At 66.0% G+C, this 14,897-nt stretch carries 14 protein-coding genes and 1 riboswitch; of the genes, 10 read left to right on the plus strand and 4 right to left on the minus strand.

Annotation, left to right across the window (positions count from 1 at the left end):
* Positions 1-3: 3 nt before the first annotated feature.
* From FVW59_RS10205 to FVW59_RS10215, 3 genes are all read right to left on the minus strand, one after another.
* Positions 4-429, minus strand: a complete 426-nt coding sequence (locus FVW59_RS10205) for a hypothetical protein (RefSeq protein ID WP_148064165.1) — start codon at positions 427-429, stop codon at positions 4-6.
* Complete coding sequence (locus FVW59_RS10210; protein ID WP_148064166.1) at positions 429-2,447, minus strand: tetratricopeptide repeat protein; 2,019 nt, start codon at positions 2,445-2,447, stop codon at positions 429-431. Before FVW59_RS10210 ends, FVW59_RS10205 begins: the two co-directional genes overlap by 1 nt.
* Positions 2,448-2,593: 146 nt before the next feature.
* Positions 2,594-3,091 (minus strand): DUF501 domain-containing protein, encoded by a 498-nt coding sequence (locus FVW59_RS10215; protein WP_246139701.1) that lies wholly within the window; start codon positions 3,089-3,091, stop codon positions 2,594-2,596.
* Positions 3,092-3,110: 19 nt separating this feature from the next.
* On the opposite strand from FVW59_RS10215, the gene cobS reads away from it, so the two are divergent.
* From cobS to FVW59_RS10265, 10 genes are all read left to right on the plus strand, one after another.
* Positions 3,111-3,920, plus strand: a complete 810-nt coding sequence (cobS, locus tag FVW59_RS10220; protein WP_222711469.1) for an adenosylcobinamide-GDP ribazoletransferase — start codon at positions 3,111-3,113, stop codon at positions 3,918-3,920.
* Between the two features lie 16 nt (positions 3,921-3,936).
* Positions 3,937-4,524: a histidine phosphatase family protein gene (locus FVW59_RS10225; RefSeq protein WP_148064169.1), complete on the plus strand. Its 588-nt coding sequence runs from the start codon at positions 3,937-3,939 to the stop codon at positions 4,522-4,524.
* A riboswitch (cobalamin riboswitch) is annotated at positions 4,524-4,697 on the plus strand. Its footprint overlaps the gene before it by 1 nt.
* Positions 4,698-4,801: 104 nt before the next feature.
* Entirely contained in the window at positions 4,802-6,682 is a 1,881-nt protein-coding gene (locus FVW59_RS10230; RefSeq protein ID WP_148064170.1) for a TonB-dependent receptor plug domain-containing protein, read from the plus strand.
* A gap of 28 nt (positions 6,683-6,710) precedes the next feature.
* On the plus strand, positions 6,711-7,334 hold the full coding sequence (gene cobO, locus FVW59_RS10235) for a cob(I)yrinic acid a,c-diamide adenosyltransferase (protein ID WP_148064171.1): 624 nt from the start codon (positions 6,711-6,713) through the stop codon (positions 7,332-7,334).
* 86 nt (positions 7,335-7,420) lie between these two features.
* Positions 7,421-8,860: a cobyric acid synthase gene (locus tag FVW59_RS10240; protein WP_148064518.1), complete on the plus strand. Its 1,440-nt coding sequence runs from the start codon at positions 7,421-7,423 to the stop codon at positions 8,858-8,860.
* The gene (locus FVW59_RS10245; protein WP_148064172.1) at positions 8,857-9,891 is read left to right on the plus strand and encodes a FecCD family ABC transporter permease; all 1,035 of its coding nucleotides are present in this window, start codon (positions 8,857-8,859) and stop codon (positions 9,889-9,891) included. Before FVW59_RS10240 ends, FVW59_RS10245 begins: the two co-directional genes overlap by 4 nt.
* Positions 9,891-10,667 (plus strand): heme ABC transporter ATP-binding protein, encoded by a 777-nt coding sequence (locus tag FVW59_RS10250; protein ID WP_148064173.1) that lies wholly within the window; start codon positions 9,891-9,893, stop codon positions 10,665-10,667. The genes FVW59_RS10245 and FVW59_RS10250 overlap by 1 nt, the downstream gene beginning before the upstream one ends.
* Entirely contained in the window at positions 10,664-11,179 is a 516-nt protein-coding gene (cobU, locus tag FVW59_RS10255; RefSeq protein ID WP_148064174.1) for a bifunctional adenosylcobinamide kinase/adenosylcobinamide-phosphate guanylyltransferase, read from the plus strand. Before FVW59_RS10250 ends, cobU begins: the two co-directional genes overlap by 4 nt.
* A complete protein-coding gene (gene cobT / locus FVW59_RS10260; protein ID WP_148064175.1) occupies positions 11,176-12,222 on the plus strand; it encodes a nicotinate-nucleotide--dimethylbenzimidazole phosphoribosyltransferase in 1,047 nt (348 codons plus the stop codon). Before cobU ends, cobT begins: the two co-directional genes overlap by 4 nt.
* Positions 12,219-13,082 (plus strand): cobalamin-binding protein, encoded by an 864-nt coding sequence (locus FVW59_RS10265; RefSeq protein WP_148064176.1) that lies wholly within the window; start codon positions 12,219-12,221, stop codon positions 13,080-13,082. The genes cobT and FVW59_RS10265 overlap by 4 nt, the downstream gene beginning before the upstream one ends.
* Before the next feature lie 4 nt (positions 13,083-13,086).
* Here FVW59_RS10265 and FVW59_RS10270 read toward each other — a convergent pair whose 3' ends face one another.
* Positions 13,087-14,841, minus strand: coding sequence for a M61 family metallopeptidase (locus FVW59_RS10270; RefSeq protein ID WP_148064177.1), 1,755 nt, complete (start codon positions 14,839-14,841; stop codon positions 13,087-13,089).
* Between the last annotated feature and the right edge of the window lie 56 nt (positions 14,842-14,897).

Below are 14,897 nucleotides of genomic sequence, written 5' to 3' on the forward strand. Positions count from 1 at the left end.
AACCTAGTTTTTGACGATGATCAGCGGGTCCAGCGGAGCCTGTGGGCAGTCCTTCGCCACAATCGTGTACTTGTACTCGACACCGTTGGCGCTGGCGGGCGCCTTCGGCGCAATCGGACCGCTTCTCACCACCTTGCCGCGCGCCTGGAACTGTGCCGGCGTCGCTTGCTGAAAGGGGTCGAAAAACACGGAAATATCGGAAGAACCGGGGCCAACGGCTTCCCACTGAACCCCTTCCAGTCGGGTCCGGGAAAGTACCAGCGGTTTGTCCGGCGTTACCTTGACCGGGCAACCGCTCTTGTCAAACAGCACTTTGACATCCTTGTACTTCTCCGCCGCCTGAAATTCCGGTGGATGGGCGCAGGCCACAAGCAAACCGGAGCTCAACAGCAGCGCCAGGGTCACTGACTTTCCCTGTGTCGTTCTCATTACGGTATCTCCCTCTTGCTGGTTTCAATCTTCCCCTCGGGAAGCAGACTGATAAACCGCGGCTCCTGCCGCAGGTTTGAAAAATTGGCATCCATGGCCAGCAAATGCGGCGGATAACCGAGCTCAACGGCCCGCTCCAGGGCGTCCAGGGCACTGGCGTGCAGGCCGAGCAAATCCCTGGCCATCGCCATGTAGTAAAGCACACCAATCTGCGGGTCGTTGGCCTCGTCCAGCGGTTTCAGGAAAGCCAGGGCGGCGCGCTCATTGCCGAGTTGCGCCTGGTAACTGGCCAGTATCGCCCTTGGCAGCGGCTCATTCGGATTGACGTTTACGACTTTCCCGGCCAGTTCGATCGCCCGCTGGAAAGCGCGATTGCGCTCCTGCGCCTGACCCGGCACGAAGCGCAGGGCTTCACCCAGGTAGCCCCAGTAACGGTAGTTGTCCGGCGCCAGTCCGATCGCCTCCCGGTAGCGCCGCGCGGCGCCGGCAAAGTCTTCACTGTAAAACAGGGCCGAGCCCAGGTTGGACAGGGTCTCCGCCGAGGGCGCCAGTTCAACCGAGCGGGCCCAGGCACGGCTCGCCTCCTCGACCCGCCCCAGCATGTAGTACATGGCCCCCAGGTTGTGGAAGGTGGTATCGCTGTCGGGGTTGTATTCAGCGACCTTTTCCAGCTGCGGCAGAGCGCTGGTGTAATCGCCCTCGGTAAAGTAGAAGGTGCCCAGCTCGTTGTAGGCGCGCCAGTAATTCGGCTGCAGTTCGATGGCTTTCTCATAATCCGCCACGGCCGCCTCGCCATCGCCCATGGCGGCGTGGGTTTTACCCCTGCCCAGATAGGCTTCAACCGTTGCCGGGGCAAGGGCCAGGCCGCGGGAAAACGACGCCAGGGATTCGTCGTAGCGGCCGGACACCCGGTACAGATTGCCCTGGGCGACGTATACCGGAATGGCGTTGGCATCCAGGCTCAGGGCGCGCTGGCAGGCGGCGTCGGCCCGCTGCACATCGCTGCCGCTCAGGGTCTGCACATAGCGCCCCAGCAAGCCGTCACAGACGCCCGCCCAGGCGGCGGCAAACTCCGGTGAAATATCCAGCGCGCGCTGAAACAGCGCCACCGCCGTATCCAGATTGGACTCATCCGCCTGCCGGCGCAGGAAATCGCGCCCGCGCAGGTAGAAATCGTAGGCGGCGGCGTCTATGTCCGCCGGCTGGTCCAGGCGCCGCCGGGAACTGTCGGACAGCACTACCTGCAGGGAGTCAACCACTTCGCGGGCGATATCCTCCTGCAGGGCCAGCAGGCCGCCCACCGGGCGATCATAGCTGGCAGACCAGACCTGGAATCCGGTAGCGGTGTCGATCAGCTGGGCGCTGACCCGGACCTGTTCCCCCTCGCGCCGCACGCTACCCTCGAGTATGTGCCCCACCCCCAGCGACTCGGCCACCTGTTTCAGGTCGGGCTTGGTATCGCGAAAGAAAAACGAGGAGGTGCGGGCGGCAACATTCAATTCATTCAGGCGCGCCAGCAGGTTGAGCACTTCCTCTGCCACGCCGTCGCCGAGGTAGGCCATGTCGCCGCTGTCGCTCATGTTGATGAAGGGCATGACCGCAATGGACGGCCGCTCAGCAGAAATTGCCGGCGACGGTGCAGTGCTGCGGTTCTCCTGCAGCCGCTCAATGTAGAGATACCCCACCGACACCACCAGCGCCACAATCAGGCCCAATTCGAGGACGTGAGGAATGGCGACAGGCTGCCGCGCCGTTCCCGCCTGCGGCACACCGCTGACCACGCCCTGCGGCGTCAGGTCAAACCACCAGGCCAGCAGCATGGCGGGTAGAAAGCCGATGGCGGCCGCGACCAGTACCAGGGTGACGGACTCATCCGGCAGCCCGATGATGGGGAAAACCAGATCGGCCACCTGCAACAGGGCCCAGGCGCCGGCGCAGTACAGCGCAGCGGTCCGGGAAACACCCCGTGTCTTGAGTTCGGCGATAAACTGGCGCGCATCCATGGCGGGAGCCTTCACCTCCTGTCCGGGATGCGACCCGCTGGACCTGCTGCGATGGCTTCTGCCACATTCCCCCCGGTGCCGCCAGTAGCGTGCGCCCTTGCTGACGCCTGAGCCACTAAGTGTATGTCAAATCGGAGGGCCGGCAAGCCGGCGCCGCGGTGTCAGTCCCGCTGGCTGGCGAAGTACTCGTCGACCAGCGCGCCGATGGTATTGGCCGCTACCAGATGGGCGGCGTACCAGGTGTGCAGGCAGCGGATCCGGGTGAAGTCTTCAATGCCGCCAATACCGCGCTGGGCGAACACGGCGCTGAAACCGAGGCGTTCGATCTCAGCCCGGACCTGCGACGTCATGTGCTGTTCGCGCAGGGCGATGTGGGCGCGGTGGTCGGCGGCCATCGCCGCCTGCAGCCCAGGGTCGCTATCCACCTGTTGCTGCAATCTTGCGATCAGGCCCCCGGCTTCCACCTGGTCAAGGCGGTAGCTGATGTCGGGGTCAACCAGCCAGAACAGGGTCGGGAAGGGCTTGCCATCCACCAGCGAGGCCACCCGGATGACCCGCGGCCGGCCGGCGGCATCCGCCACCGCCACGGCTTCCAGTCCGCGCGGCTCGCGGCCGAGCAGGCGGGTGATGGTGGCGATCTGCTGGGCGTCCGGCTTCACCTGTCGGGGGCTCTCTTGTATGGTGGGCGCCCGATTCTACGCGACCCTATTCGGCATGACCATGAGCAGCGGCCCCACCTCACTCTGGCAACGCGAGTGGCAGGCCTGCCACTGTGCGGTCACCTTCCTCACCCGTATTCCCCTGCCTGCCTGCCAGTGGCAGGACGCCGCCCTGGCCCGCTCCTCCATGTACTTCCCCCTGGTGGGGTTGCTGGTGGGTGGACTGGGCGCATTGGTATTCAACCTTGCCGTGCCGCTGTGGGACAGCCGCATTGCGGTGTTGCTGGCCATGGCGGCCATGTTGCTATTGACCGGCGGCTTCCACGAGGACGGCCTGGCCGACACCGCCGATGGCCTCGGCGGCGGCTGGTCGGTAGAGGACAAACTGCGCATCATGAAAGACAGCCGCCTCGGCACTTACGGCGCCCTGGCCCTGGTGATGGCCCTGCTGCTCAAGTTTTCACTGCTCAGCGCCCTCCCCGCTGACGCCGTTGCCGCAGCACTGATTCTGGGCCAGGTGCTGGGCCGGTGGGCGGCGCTGCCGCTGATTGCTTTTACGCCCTATGTGCGCGGCGACGGCACCGGCAAACCGCTGGTGGGAGGCGTCACCGGCAAACGCCTGGCGCTGGCCACAGGATTCAGCCTGCTGGTGCTGCTGGTTCTGGCAGACGCCTTCTTTACCGTACTGCTGTCACTGGCGTTGTTAATTATCCTCTGGCGCTGGCACTGCCGGCGCCAGATTGGCGGCATCACCGGGGACACGCTGGGGGCCGGCAACCAACTGGCTGAGCTGGCTGTGTATCTCGTGCTGACCGCCCTGGCCCGCTAAACCGCTTTCCGCTGACATGATGCCGCGCCCCGCCCTGCTGCTACTGCGACACGCCACCTGCACCGCCCCTGCCGGCGCCTGCCTGGGCCAGCGCGATGTGCCGCTCGATAGCGCGGGAACATTGGCAGCGCAGGCTCTGGCGGATCACTGGCCCGCGCCGCTGCCCCGGCGGGTGTACTGCAGCGACCTGCGGCGCGCCCGCCAGACCCTGGCGCCCCTGTTGGCAAAAGACCCGGTGGACGTGTGCTACGACGCACGCCTGCGCGAGCTGTCCTTCGGCGCCTGGGAGGGCTGCCACTGGGACGCCCTGCACCGCGAACAGGAAGCGGCCTTCAGGCACTGGGGGGAACACTGGCTGGACAGCGCCCCGCCCGGCGGCGAGAGCGGCAACGACCTGTTCCACCGCGTGGGCGACTGGCACAGCGAGTGGCTCGCTTCCGGCGCGCCACCGGCACTGGTGGTGGCCCACGCCGGCCCTCTGCGCGCCCTGGCCTGCCTGCTGAACCAACTCGACCCAAAGCACCTGTTTGATATCGACCTTCCCCACTGCGCCCCCTGGCAGTCACCTGCACAGTCGTTTGACAAGGCCAGGGCCTGGAACTAGAGTGGCCGCCCGTACCAGGTGCCTGCCGCCCCGACAGTATCAACGTCGGAGGCTGGGCAGGTTAAATGGGAAGTGTGGTCGGTGCGCTCCAGTCAGCCCCGTTCCACCGCTGCCCCCGCAACGGTAATCAGCCCTGCTGTAAGCCCGATACCTGCCTGGTGCGCACAACGATGGAGCGGAGGGCTTCATGCGAGGTTGTCCGGCACGCAGTTCGATGCCGTGTGCCCTGTTCCCCTCCCTCAGTCGCCACCACCGCCCTGGCAATTGAGGATTCACAGTGAAAAAGTTTCTGCCGCTGGCCATTCTGGCCTCCACACCCACCCTGTACGCTGCAGTCAATGCTCCCGTCGGTGACCACCGCTCCGACTACAGCATGGAAATGGAGGAAGTCATCGTCACCTCTTCCCGCGTGCCCATGCCCCTGCGTCAGGTGGGCACCTCGGTATCTGTCGTCACCGCCGAAGACATCCAGCACCAGGGCTTTGATTCCCTGTTCGATGTGCTGCGCACCCAGCCCGGTGTCGCCGTGACCAATACCGGCGGCGCTGGCCAGACGACGTCCCTGCGCATCCGCGGCGAAGAGGGCTTTCGCACCAGGGCCTACATCGATGGCATCGATGTTTCGGATACGTCCTCCACCCAGCACAGCCCGCGCCTGGAAAACATCCTCAGCAGCGGCGTACAGCGGGTGGAAATCCTGCGCGGCCCCCAGGGATTGATGTACGGCGCCGATGCCGGCGGCGTGGTGAGCATTTCCACTCGCCGCGGCGAACCCGGCCTGCAGGGCGTGGTGAGCGCCGAGGGCGGCCGCTACGGTACCCGCCAACTGGCGGCGGATGTCGGCGGTGGCAACGAGCAGGTCGACTTCGCCCTGTCGGCAGCGGACTACACCAGCGACGGCTTCAACGCCCGCAGCGCCGACACCGACCTGCGCGATGACGACGGCTACGACAACACCACCCTGCACGGCCGCCTCGGCTGGAACGCCACCCAGGACCTGCGCCTGGAAGTCGTGGCGCGCAATACCGAGGGCGAAAGCGGGTACGACGACTGCTTCACCGTGGACACCTTCGCCCCCTCCAACGATTGCGGCAGCGACTACGAACAGGACGCCTGGCGCGCCTCGGCCACACTCCAGGCGGGACCCTTCGGCCACGAACTGGCCTACAGCGGCAACGACACCGAGCGCCAGAACTACGCCGCCGACCTGCCCAGCTTTGGCGCCAAAGGCGGCCTCGACAAAATCAGTTACCTCGGCAATTTCAACGGCAGTGACGCACTGCGCCTGGTCTACGGCGCCGAGCGCCTGAGCGAGTCCATCGACGATGGCACTTTTGATCGCGAGCGCGACCAGGACGGCTACTTCCTCGAGTACCAGGGCGGCTTTGGCGATGCCCTGTTCATCACCGCTGGCGCCCGCCACGACGACAACGAGGACTTCGGCAGCTACACCACCTGGCGCGCCAGTGGCGCCTATGTCATGGCCATGGGCAGTGGCGAACTCAAGTTCAAGGGCGCCTACGGCACCGGCTTTCGCGCTCCCAGCCTGTACGAGATCGCCTACAACGCGGGCAGCTTCGCCTACCCGCCCGCCTCCGCGGTCAGCCTGGACGCCGAGGAAAGCGCCGGCTACGACCTGGGCGTCGTATGGGCCAACGACGCCGGCCTCTACCTGGAAGCCATCTGGTTTGACCAGACCGTCTCCGACGCCATCTACTTCGACCTGGATACCTTCTCCGGCTACCTGCAGGACGACGGCGAGAGCGACTCCCGGGGTGTGGAACTTGCCGCCCAGGTACCGCTGGGGCAGACCTTCTCGGTGGTCGGTAACTACACCTACAATGAAACCGATGCCGCCGACGGCTCCACCCGCGTGCGCCGCCCGGAACACCTCGCCAACCTGAGCCTGAACTGGCAGCCCCTCGGCGGCGACCTGATGCTGGCCCTGCACCTGCGCACCGCGCGCGACGCCGTGGATACCGACGGCGCAGCACTGGACGACTACGAAGTCCTCGACCTGAATGCCAGCTACGCCCTGTGGCGCGGCCTGGAAGTCTACGGCCGGGTGGAAAACCTGCTGGACGAGGACTACGAGGAAGTGCGCGGCTACAACACCACCGGCGCGGCCGCCTACGCCGGCGTGCGCTATTCATTCTGACTGACGCAGTAAAAAAGGAATCATTGCCATGAGCGACAGCGACGAACAGCAACAGCGCCGCGAAAGCAAACACAAGGCCGCCATGCAGAAGCAGAAGGCCAAGGTAGACGCCCGCATCGAAGAAGCCAGCACCGAGCGCGGCGTGGCGGTGCTGGTGACCGGCAACGGCAAGGGAAAATCCAGCTCCGCCTTCGGCATGGTGCTGCGCGCCCTCGGTTACGGCCAGAAAGTCGGCGTGGTGCAGTTCATCAAGGGTGAGCAGTTGTCCGGCGAGGAACTGTTTGTACGCGACCATCTGCCGCAGGTGGATTTCTACCAGATGGGTACCGGCTTTACCTGGAACACCCAGGATCGCAGCGGTGACATCGCCGCCGCCCGGACGACCTGGGAGAAGGCGCTGGCGATGCTGCAGGACCCGGCGTACGACCTGGTGGTGCTGGACGAGCTGACTTACATGATCGGCTACGACTACCTGCCCGAGCAGGAAATCATCGACGCCATCGCCAACCGCCCGTGCGAACAGAGCGTGGTGATCACCGGTCGCGGTGGTGGCTCCGCCCTGCAGGAGGTGGTCGATACCGTCTCCGAGGTCAAGGACGTGAAACACGCTTTCCGCGCCGGCATCAAGGCCCGTCGCGGCGTTGATTACTAGTGTCCCGTCCCGTATATAACTTGCCATTCTGCGTGGCCCACAGGGCCTGTGGCGCGGAGCACTAGGTGAACCCGCCATTTGCACTGATGGTGCAGGGCACCACGTCCGACGCCGGCAAGAGCATTCTGGTAACCGGCCTGTGCCGGGTGCTGCACCGCCGCGGCGTCAGGGTAGCGCCCTTCAAACCGCAGAACATGTCGCTGAACAGCGCCGTCACCGAGGACGGCGGCGAAATCGGTCGCGCCCAGGCCCTGCAGGCCCAGGCGGCGGGTATCGCCCCCCACAGCGACATGAACCCGGTACTGCTCAAACCCACCAGCGACACCGGCGCCCAGGTAATCCTGCGCGGCCGCGCCCAGCGCAACCAGGACGCCCGCCAGTACCACGACTACAAAAAGGTGGCGATGGACACCGTGCTGGCAGCCTGGGACGCCCTGGGCAGCCAGTACGAGGCCCTGATGGTAGAGGGCGCAGGCAGCCCTGCGGAAATCAACCTGCGCGCCAACGACATCGCCAACATGGGCTTTGCCGAGCGAGTGGACTGCCCGGTGATCATTGTCGCCGACATCGACCGCGGCGGCGTCTTCGCCCACCTGGTCGGCACCCTGGAACTGCTCTCTCCCAGTGAACAGGCGCGGGTACAGGGCTTTGTCATCAACCGCTTTCGCGGCGACATCAGCCTGCTGCAGCCGGGTCTGGACTGGCTGGAGGAGCGCACCGGCAAACCGGTGCTGGGCGTTCTACCCTATCTACAGCAACTGCAGCTGGACGCCGAGGACGCCATCGACACCAGCCAGGGCGACAAGGACGATCACTGCCTGCAGGTGGTCGTGCCGGTGTTTCCGCGCATCTCCAACCACACCGACTTCGACGCCCTGCGCCAGCATCCCCAGGTGGAGCTGCATTACGTTCCGCCCGGGCGGCAACCGCCGCCGGCGGACCTGGTCATCCTGCCCGGCAGCAAGAACGTGCGGGGCGACCTTCGCTGGCTTAAACAGGCCGGCTGGCAGGATTACCTGGTCCGCCACCTGCGCTACGGCGGGCGAGTGCTGGGCATCTGCGGCGGCTACCAGATGCTGGGAGCCAGCATTGAAGACCCGGGCGGTATCGAGGAGGCTGCGGGGCGCAGTACCGGTCTCGACCTGCTGCCCCTGCACACCGTGCTGGAAAGTGAAAAGGCCCTGCACCGGGTACGCGGCACACTACCCGGTGGCGAGACCATCAGCGGCTACGAAATCCACTGCGGGAAGACACCGCTGCCCAGCGGACTGGCGCCCTTTGCCCGGCTCGATGACGGCCGCCTGGATGGCTGCCGCAGCGCCGATGGCCAGATTGCCGGCACCTACCTGCACGGCTTGTTCGACAGCCCCGATGCCTGCCGCGCCCTGCTCACCTGGGCCGGGCTGGCCCAGGCCAGGGCCGAGGACAGGGAAGCACTGCGCGAGGCGGAGATCGATCGCCTGGCGGACTGCCTGGAACAACACCTGGACCTGGCCCGCCTGTTCCCGCAGTGGTGTGCCCAATGAGCGGCCACAGCGCGCTTTTTTCCCGCGGCGTGCTGGCCGGCCTGCTCATCCTGCTGCCCCTGTGCATGCTGGTGGCGCTGGGCAGCGGCGCAGTGACCCTGTCTCCGCTGCAGGCTGTGGTCGGCATCGGCGACTGGTGGCGCGGCGAATACAGCCAGGCCGGGGTCATCGTCGGCCAGATTCGCCTGCCGCGAGTATTGCTGGCGGCACTGGTGGGCGCGGTGCTGGCCACCTCCGGCGCGGCCATGCAGGGCCTGTTCCGCAACCCGCTGGCGGACCCCTCACTGATCGGCGTCACCGCCGGCGCCTCACTCGGCGCCAGCGTGGTGATTGTGCTGGCGGGATCGAACCTGCAGGGACTTAGCGCCGTCACCGCGGTATCCACCGGCGCCTTCACCGGCGGCCTGCTGGCGGTGTTGGTGGTGTATCGCCTAGCTGCGTCGGACACCGGCACCTCCGTGGCCACCATGCTGCTGGCGGGCATCGCTATCTCGGCCCTGGCGGGGGCGCTGGGTAACCTGCTGGAATTCCACGCCGACAGCGAGGCCCTGCGCCGCATCAGCCTGTGGCAGATGGGTGGCCTGGACGGTGCCAACAATGAGCGGCTGGCCTTTGCCGCCGTTGTCAGTTTCTTTGTGCTGGGTTGCCTGCCGCTATTTGCCCGCCGCCTCAATGCCCTGCTACTGGGCGAGTCCGAGGCCCGCTACCTCGGCATTAATGTGGAATTCACCAAGCGCGCCCTGGTGGTACTGGTGGCCATCGGTGTCGGCGCCTCGGTAGCCCTGGCCGGCACTATCGCCTTCGTCGGGCTGGTGGTGCCGCATATCATGCGCATGCTGGTGGGGCCGGATCACCGCCTGCTGCTACCGGCGTCGGCCCTCGCCGGCGCCGCATTGCTGGTGGTGGCGGACAACCTGGCGCGGGTGGTGATGGCCCCCACAGAACTGCCGGTGGGCATTGTCACCGCGATTGTCGGTGTGCCGTTTTTCATCTCCCTGCTGCGACAGCGCTCGCACTACGGTATGCAGTAATGGCCGTGCTCTGTGTAGAAAAGGCCGGCGCCGCGCCCTGGGGCAGCCCTCTGCTGGCGGACATCGAGGTGACCCTGGCGGCCGGGGAAGTGCTCGCCATCCTCGGCCCCAATGGCGCCGGCAAGTCCACCCTGCTGCACACCCTGGCGGGCGGTATTGCCCACTCCGGTCGCATCCTGCTGGGCGGCAGAGAACTGTCCGCCTGGGCACGGGACGAACGGGCCCGGGCGCTGGCCCTGCTGCCCCAGCAGTCGCCTCTCAATTTTCCCTTTAGCGTCGAGGAAGTGATCCAGCTGGGTCGCACCCCCCACGCCAGCGGCGCGGCGGTAGACAGCGCCATCCTGGCGGAGGTCATGGACGCCACCGACACCACCCGCCTGCGCCAGCGTCTCTATACCCGCCTGTCCGGCGGCGAGCGCCAGCGGGTACAACTGGCCCGGGTGCTGGCCCAGCTGTGGCGTGCCGAAGACAGCGAGGTACGACTGCTGTTGCTGGATGAACCCACCGGCGGCCTCGACCTGGAACACCAGCGCCTGATCATGGACACCCTCGCCCGCCTCGCGGCCCAGGGCTGCGCTGTGGTGATGGTGTTGCACGATTTCAATCTGGCCGCCAGCCGGGCGCAACAGCTGCTGGTTCTCCAGGAGGGACGACAGGCCCGCCTCGGCTCGCCGCAGGCGGTGCTGACCAGGGCTACGTTCCGGGAAATATTTCAGGTGGACGTACACATCGGCGCCCACCCGCGCAGCGGCGCACCGCTGGTATTACCGACATGAAACAACTGATTCTGGGCGGTGCCCGCAGCGGCAAGAGCGGTCACGCCGAAGCCAGCGCCCACGCCACCGGCAAGCAGGTTCACTACATCGCCACCGCCACGGCCGGCGATACTGAAATGAGCCAGCGTATCGCCCATCACCGGGCGCGCCGCGATCCGCAGTGGACCCTGCACGAGGAGCCACTGGATCTCCATCGGGTCCTGCGGGACAACAACCGTTCCGAAAACTGCCTGCTGGTGGACTGTCTGACCCTGTGGCTCAGCAACTGCCTGGCCGCGGACTGCTGGGAGGGGAAACGGGATCGCTTTGTGGACACGCTGGACACCCTGGAGGCCGACCTGATTCTGGTCAGCAACGAAGTGGGCAGCGGCATCGTTCCCCTCGGGGAGCTCAGCCGACGCTTTGTCGACGAGGCTGGCTGGCTGCACCAGACCCTGGCCCGGCACTGCCAGCGAGTAACCCTGGTCTGCGCCGGCCTGCCATTGAAGCTGAAGGACGAGAGCGCCACATGAACTGGATTGAAGCCCCCTGCGCCGCGCCCAGCGCCCGGCACCGCGACGCGGCCCTGGCCCACCAGGGCCAGTTGACCAAGCCCCCCGGATCCCTCGGGCGGCTGGAGCAGGTCGCCGTGGACTTTGCCGGCTGGCAGTCCACCGCGCAGCCGGTACTGGAGCGCATTGCGGTGCGTGTCTTCGCCGCCGACCACGGTATCAGCCGCCAGGGCGTATCGGCCTTCCCTGCGGAAGTCACCGCGCAGATGATCGCCAACTTCTGCCGCGGCGGCGCCGCCATCAGCGTGCTGAGCCGGGACATGGGGGCGGATTTTGCCGTGGTGAATCTCGGCACCTTCGAACCGGTGTCCGACGCCCCCGGGCTGCACAATCTGCAGCTGGCACCGGGCAGTGGGGACTTCAGCAGCGGGCCGGCGCTCAACGAAGCCCTGCTGGAAGCCTGCCTCGAGGCCGGCAGGTCACAGGTAGACGCCCTGGACTGCGAACTGTTTATCGCCGGCGACATGGGCATTGGCAACACCACCAGTGCCGCCGCCCTCTGCGCAGCTCAGCTGGCATGGGACGCCCAGGCGGTGACCGGCCGGGGAACCGGCATCGATACGGCCACCCTGCAACACAAACGCCAGCTGATTGACACCGCCCTCGCCCGCCATCGCGCGCGACCCGACAATCCGCTGCGCAACCTGCGCTGCCTGGGCGGGCTGGAAATCGCCGCGATCTGCGGCGCCTACCTGCGCTGTGCCCAGCGTGGAATTCCGATCCTGGTGGACGGATTCATCGCCACCGCGGCCGCCCTGGTGGCCGCGGCCATCAACCCGGGCCTGCGCCCCTGGCTGCTGGCCGCCCACTGCTCTGACGAAAACGCTCACGCCCGGGTGCTCGCCGCCATGCACCTGCGGCCCCTGCTCGACCTCGGCATGCGCCTCGGGGAAGGCAGCGGCGCCGCAGTGGCCGTTCCATTGCTGCGCTCGGCCCTGGCCCTGCACCGCGACATGGCCACCTTTGTCCAGGCCGAGGTCAACGCGGGAGCGACACCGGAATGAAAGCAGGACTCTTCGCACTGCTGCTGGCGCTGGCAGGTTCCGCCGCGTGGGCGGTGGAAGTCATCGACGCCACCGGACGTACCGTTCACCTGGAGCAGCCGGCACAACGTATCGTTGCGCTGGCGCCGCACGTGGTAGAAAACGCCTTCAGCGCAGGGGCCGGAGAACGCCTGGTGGGGGCGGTAAGCTACAGCAACTACCCGGCAGCGGCCCGCGACATCCCCCGCGTGGGCAGCTACCAGGCCTGGAGCCTGGAAAGCATCGTGGCGAAGAATCCGGACCTGGTGTTGATGTGGGGCTCCGGCAACAGCCTGGAAGGCCTGCCGGCGCTGGAGCAGCTCGGTATCGCGGTGTACATCAGTGAACCCAAACGGCTGGAGGATATCCCCGCCACCCTGCGCGCCATCGGCCAACTCGCCGGCACCGGCGACGTCGCCGAACGCAACGCCCTCGCCTTCGAGGAAAAACTGGCCAGGCTGCGTGAAAACGTCGCCACCGGCCCGGCGCGGCGGGTGTTCTACGAGGTCTGGAACCAGCCCCTGCAAACCATCAACGGCGACCAGTACCTGAGCGACGTGATTACCCTTTGCGGCGGCCGCAATATCTTCGCAGACTCACCCCACATTGCCCCGCGTATCAGCGTGGAGGCGGTACTGGCCCGGGACCCGGAAATCATTATCGCCAGCGGTATGGGCGACGCCCGCCCGGAATGGCTGGATGACTGGCAGGCTTACCCCCACCTCACCGCGGTGCGCAACAAGGCCCTGTTTTTTATCCACCCGGATCTGCTGCAGCGGCCCACCACACGCCTGCTGGACGGCGCCCAGACCTTGTGCGAGCAGATTGCCAGCCAGCGCTAGGCGCTTAGCGGCGACTGCACTGCCCCGGAACAGCGTCGGAGCGCAACTGCCACTGCCAGGCCGGTACAATTTCGCCCCGCGGCAGATAGCTGATGTCGAACACCGACTCGCCCCGCTGCACATGCAGGGTCAAGCGCGCGTCCTGGGTGCCCTGGATGGCATCCTGCGGTACCGGCTTGAGGATAATATCGCCCTCGCGCAAACCGGCTTGCGCCGCAGCGGAAGCCGCGATCAGGCCGCGCACGCGGCGTACAGGTTCGGTCAGTACTTCTGGCTCAAAGCCCAGTTGGTAACGCCTCAAGGCCACCTGGGTACGCTTGAAACAGGGGCCGAAAGCGTCGGCAGACGGCAGTGGGGGTGCGCCGGCCAGCATGGCCCTGAAGGCCTCCACGGCGTCGGCACCCAGCTCTTTCTGTAACATCGCCTCCCAGTGTTGCGGCGTCAGCCGCTCCCCGCTGTCCATCGTGTTGCGCAGCGCTTTCACCAGGTCGTCCAGCGAACGGGTATTGCCGGATGCTTTGCGCACGGCCTCATCGACGGTAGCGAAGTAGAGAAAGCCGCGATCGTAGGGCAGGGTACGAATGCGGGTATCGCGCCAGAACCCATCGGGCACCGCGCTGTTCGGCGCCTCCTGCATGATACTGGTGTAGTAGCGGGCGGCGTGGAAGTTGAGATCGTCGACGTACTCCTGCTCGCTCATCATGCCGGCACGGAAGGGAAACTCGCGCTGGTAAAACACCGCCAGCCCTTCGTTGAACCAGCTCAACGCCAGCTCATCGCGCTGGTCGCCGGACGCGGAAACGAGTCGCGGCTGGTAGGTATGAAACATTTCGTGGGAGAGAGTCGAGCGCAGCTCCGGGAGTTTGTCGGCGGTCGCTTCACCATAGGTAATAACAAAGGAATCGTGCATACCGATCCCGCCGCCCGCATTCACCGGGTTATAGCGCAGCATGACCCCGTAAACGCTGCGCGGCGCGGCAAAGAACGCGGTAAATTGCTCGCGCAATGTGCGGGCCCACTGCATCAGAGCCCTTGCGTCAAACTCCGGGTCGCCCTGCCAGGCGGAATAAAACCCGTCTTCATCCAGCGTTTGCGGATAGGTACCCAGTGCCCCGCCCATCACAAACACATCGTCGAACGCCGTGACCGGGAACAATTCCCCTGATCCGGCCTGCAGACTGCTGACACCGACCGCGCCGGTTGCCAGCTCGCTGAAATCCCAGTCCAGTGACAGTCGGTAATGGCCGCTTTCAGGGCGCAGGATAAAGGTGGTCGCCCCACCCGACACGGCCCCGCCCTCGCTGCGCAACTCCACCGGTGGTGCAACACCCGCAACAGCACCGGCGGCGTCGGCTGGCACCCGGTAGTCGATGCGGATTTGCTCACAGGAATCACGCCCCGCAAACCACTGCCGGACCAGTTCCGAGCCGCGCTCAATATCGCGGTGCTGCACCGCCATGTCACCGCAGGCATCGGCCACCGCCAATTGCTCCAGTGTCTTTGCCACGGTGGGCAGGTTGTAGCTGTGGTGGCGAATTTCTACCAGGGTCTCACCGGCGACCAGCTCCCCGCCATCCAGTACCTGATGGACAAGCAGTTGAGAAATTTCCTGCCCATCCGTCGCCGGAACGGGTGTGAGGGTTGTCGACAGCGACGACTCCTTATCTGCCGCCAGCGCGATACCGGACTGCAGCGACAATGCATACAGGGCCGAGGATAAACAGCTGATCAGTTTCTGGCGCCGGGACAGCAGGTACATTGGGGAATCTCCAGACAGGTGGGCCGCCAGTCTAAACAAAAAGGCAGACAGACATC

The sequence above is a fragment of the Parahaliea aestuarii genome (assembly GCF_008064635.1).
Lineage (GTDB): Bacteria > Pseudomonadota > Gammaproteobacteria > Pseudomonadales > Halieaceae > Parahaliea > Parahaliea aestuarii.

What these genes read in the sequence shown, in the direction of transcription:
- FVW59_RS10205 (WP_148064165.1), bottom strand. Translation starts at nt 429, where the DNA reads ATGAGAACGACACAGGGAAAGTCAGTGACCCTGGCGCTGCTGTTGAGC.
- cobS (WP_222711469.1), top strand. Translation starts at nt 3,111, where the DNA reads ATGGTGGGCGCCCGATTCTACGCGACCCTATTCGGCATGACCATGAGC.
- FVW59_RS10225 (WP_148064169.1), top strand. Translation starts at nt 3,937, where the DNA reads ATGATGCCGCGCCCCGCCCTGCTGCTACTGCGACACGCCACCTGCACC.
- cobO (WP_148064171.1), top strand. Translation starts at nt 6,711, where the DNA reads ATGAGCGACAGCGACGAACAGCAACAGCGCCGCGAAAGCAAACACAAG.
- FVW59_RS10240 (WP_148064518.1), top strand. Translation starts at nt 7,421, where the DNA reads ATGGTGCAGGGCACCACGTCCGACGCCGGCAAGAGCATTCTGGTAACC.
- FVW59_RS10245 (WP_148064172.1), top strand. Translation starts at nt 8,857, where the DNA reads ATGAGCGGCCACAGCGCGCTTTTTTCCCGCGGCGTGCTGGCCGGCCTG.
- FVW59_RS10250 (WP_148064173.1), top strand. Translation starts at nt 9,891, where the DNA reads ATGGCCGTGCTCTGTGTAGAAAAGGCCGGCGCCGCGCCCTGGGGCAGC.
- cobU (WP_148064174.1), top strand. Translation starts at nt 10,664, where the DNA reads ATGAAACAACTGATTCTGGGCGGTGCCCGCAGCGGCAAGAGCGGTCAC.
- cobT (WP_148064175.1), top strand. Translation starts at nt 11,176, where the DNA reads ATGAACTGGATTGAAGCCCCCTGCGCCGCGCCCAGCGCCCGGCACCGC.
- FVW59_RS10265 (WP_148064176.1), top strand. Translation starts at nt 12,219, where the DNA reads ATGAAAGCAGGACTCTTCGCACTGCTGCTGGCGCTGGCAGGTTCCGCC.
- FVW59_RS10270 (WP_148064177.1), bottom strand. Translation starts at nt 14,841, where the DNA reads ATGTACCTGCTGTCCCGGCGCCAGAAACTGATCAGCTGTTTATCCTCG.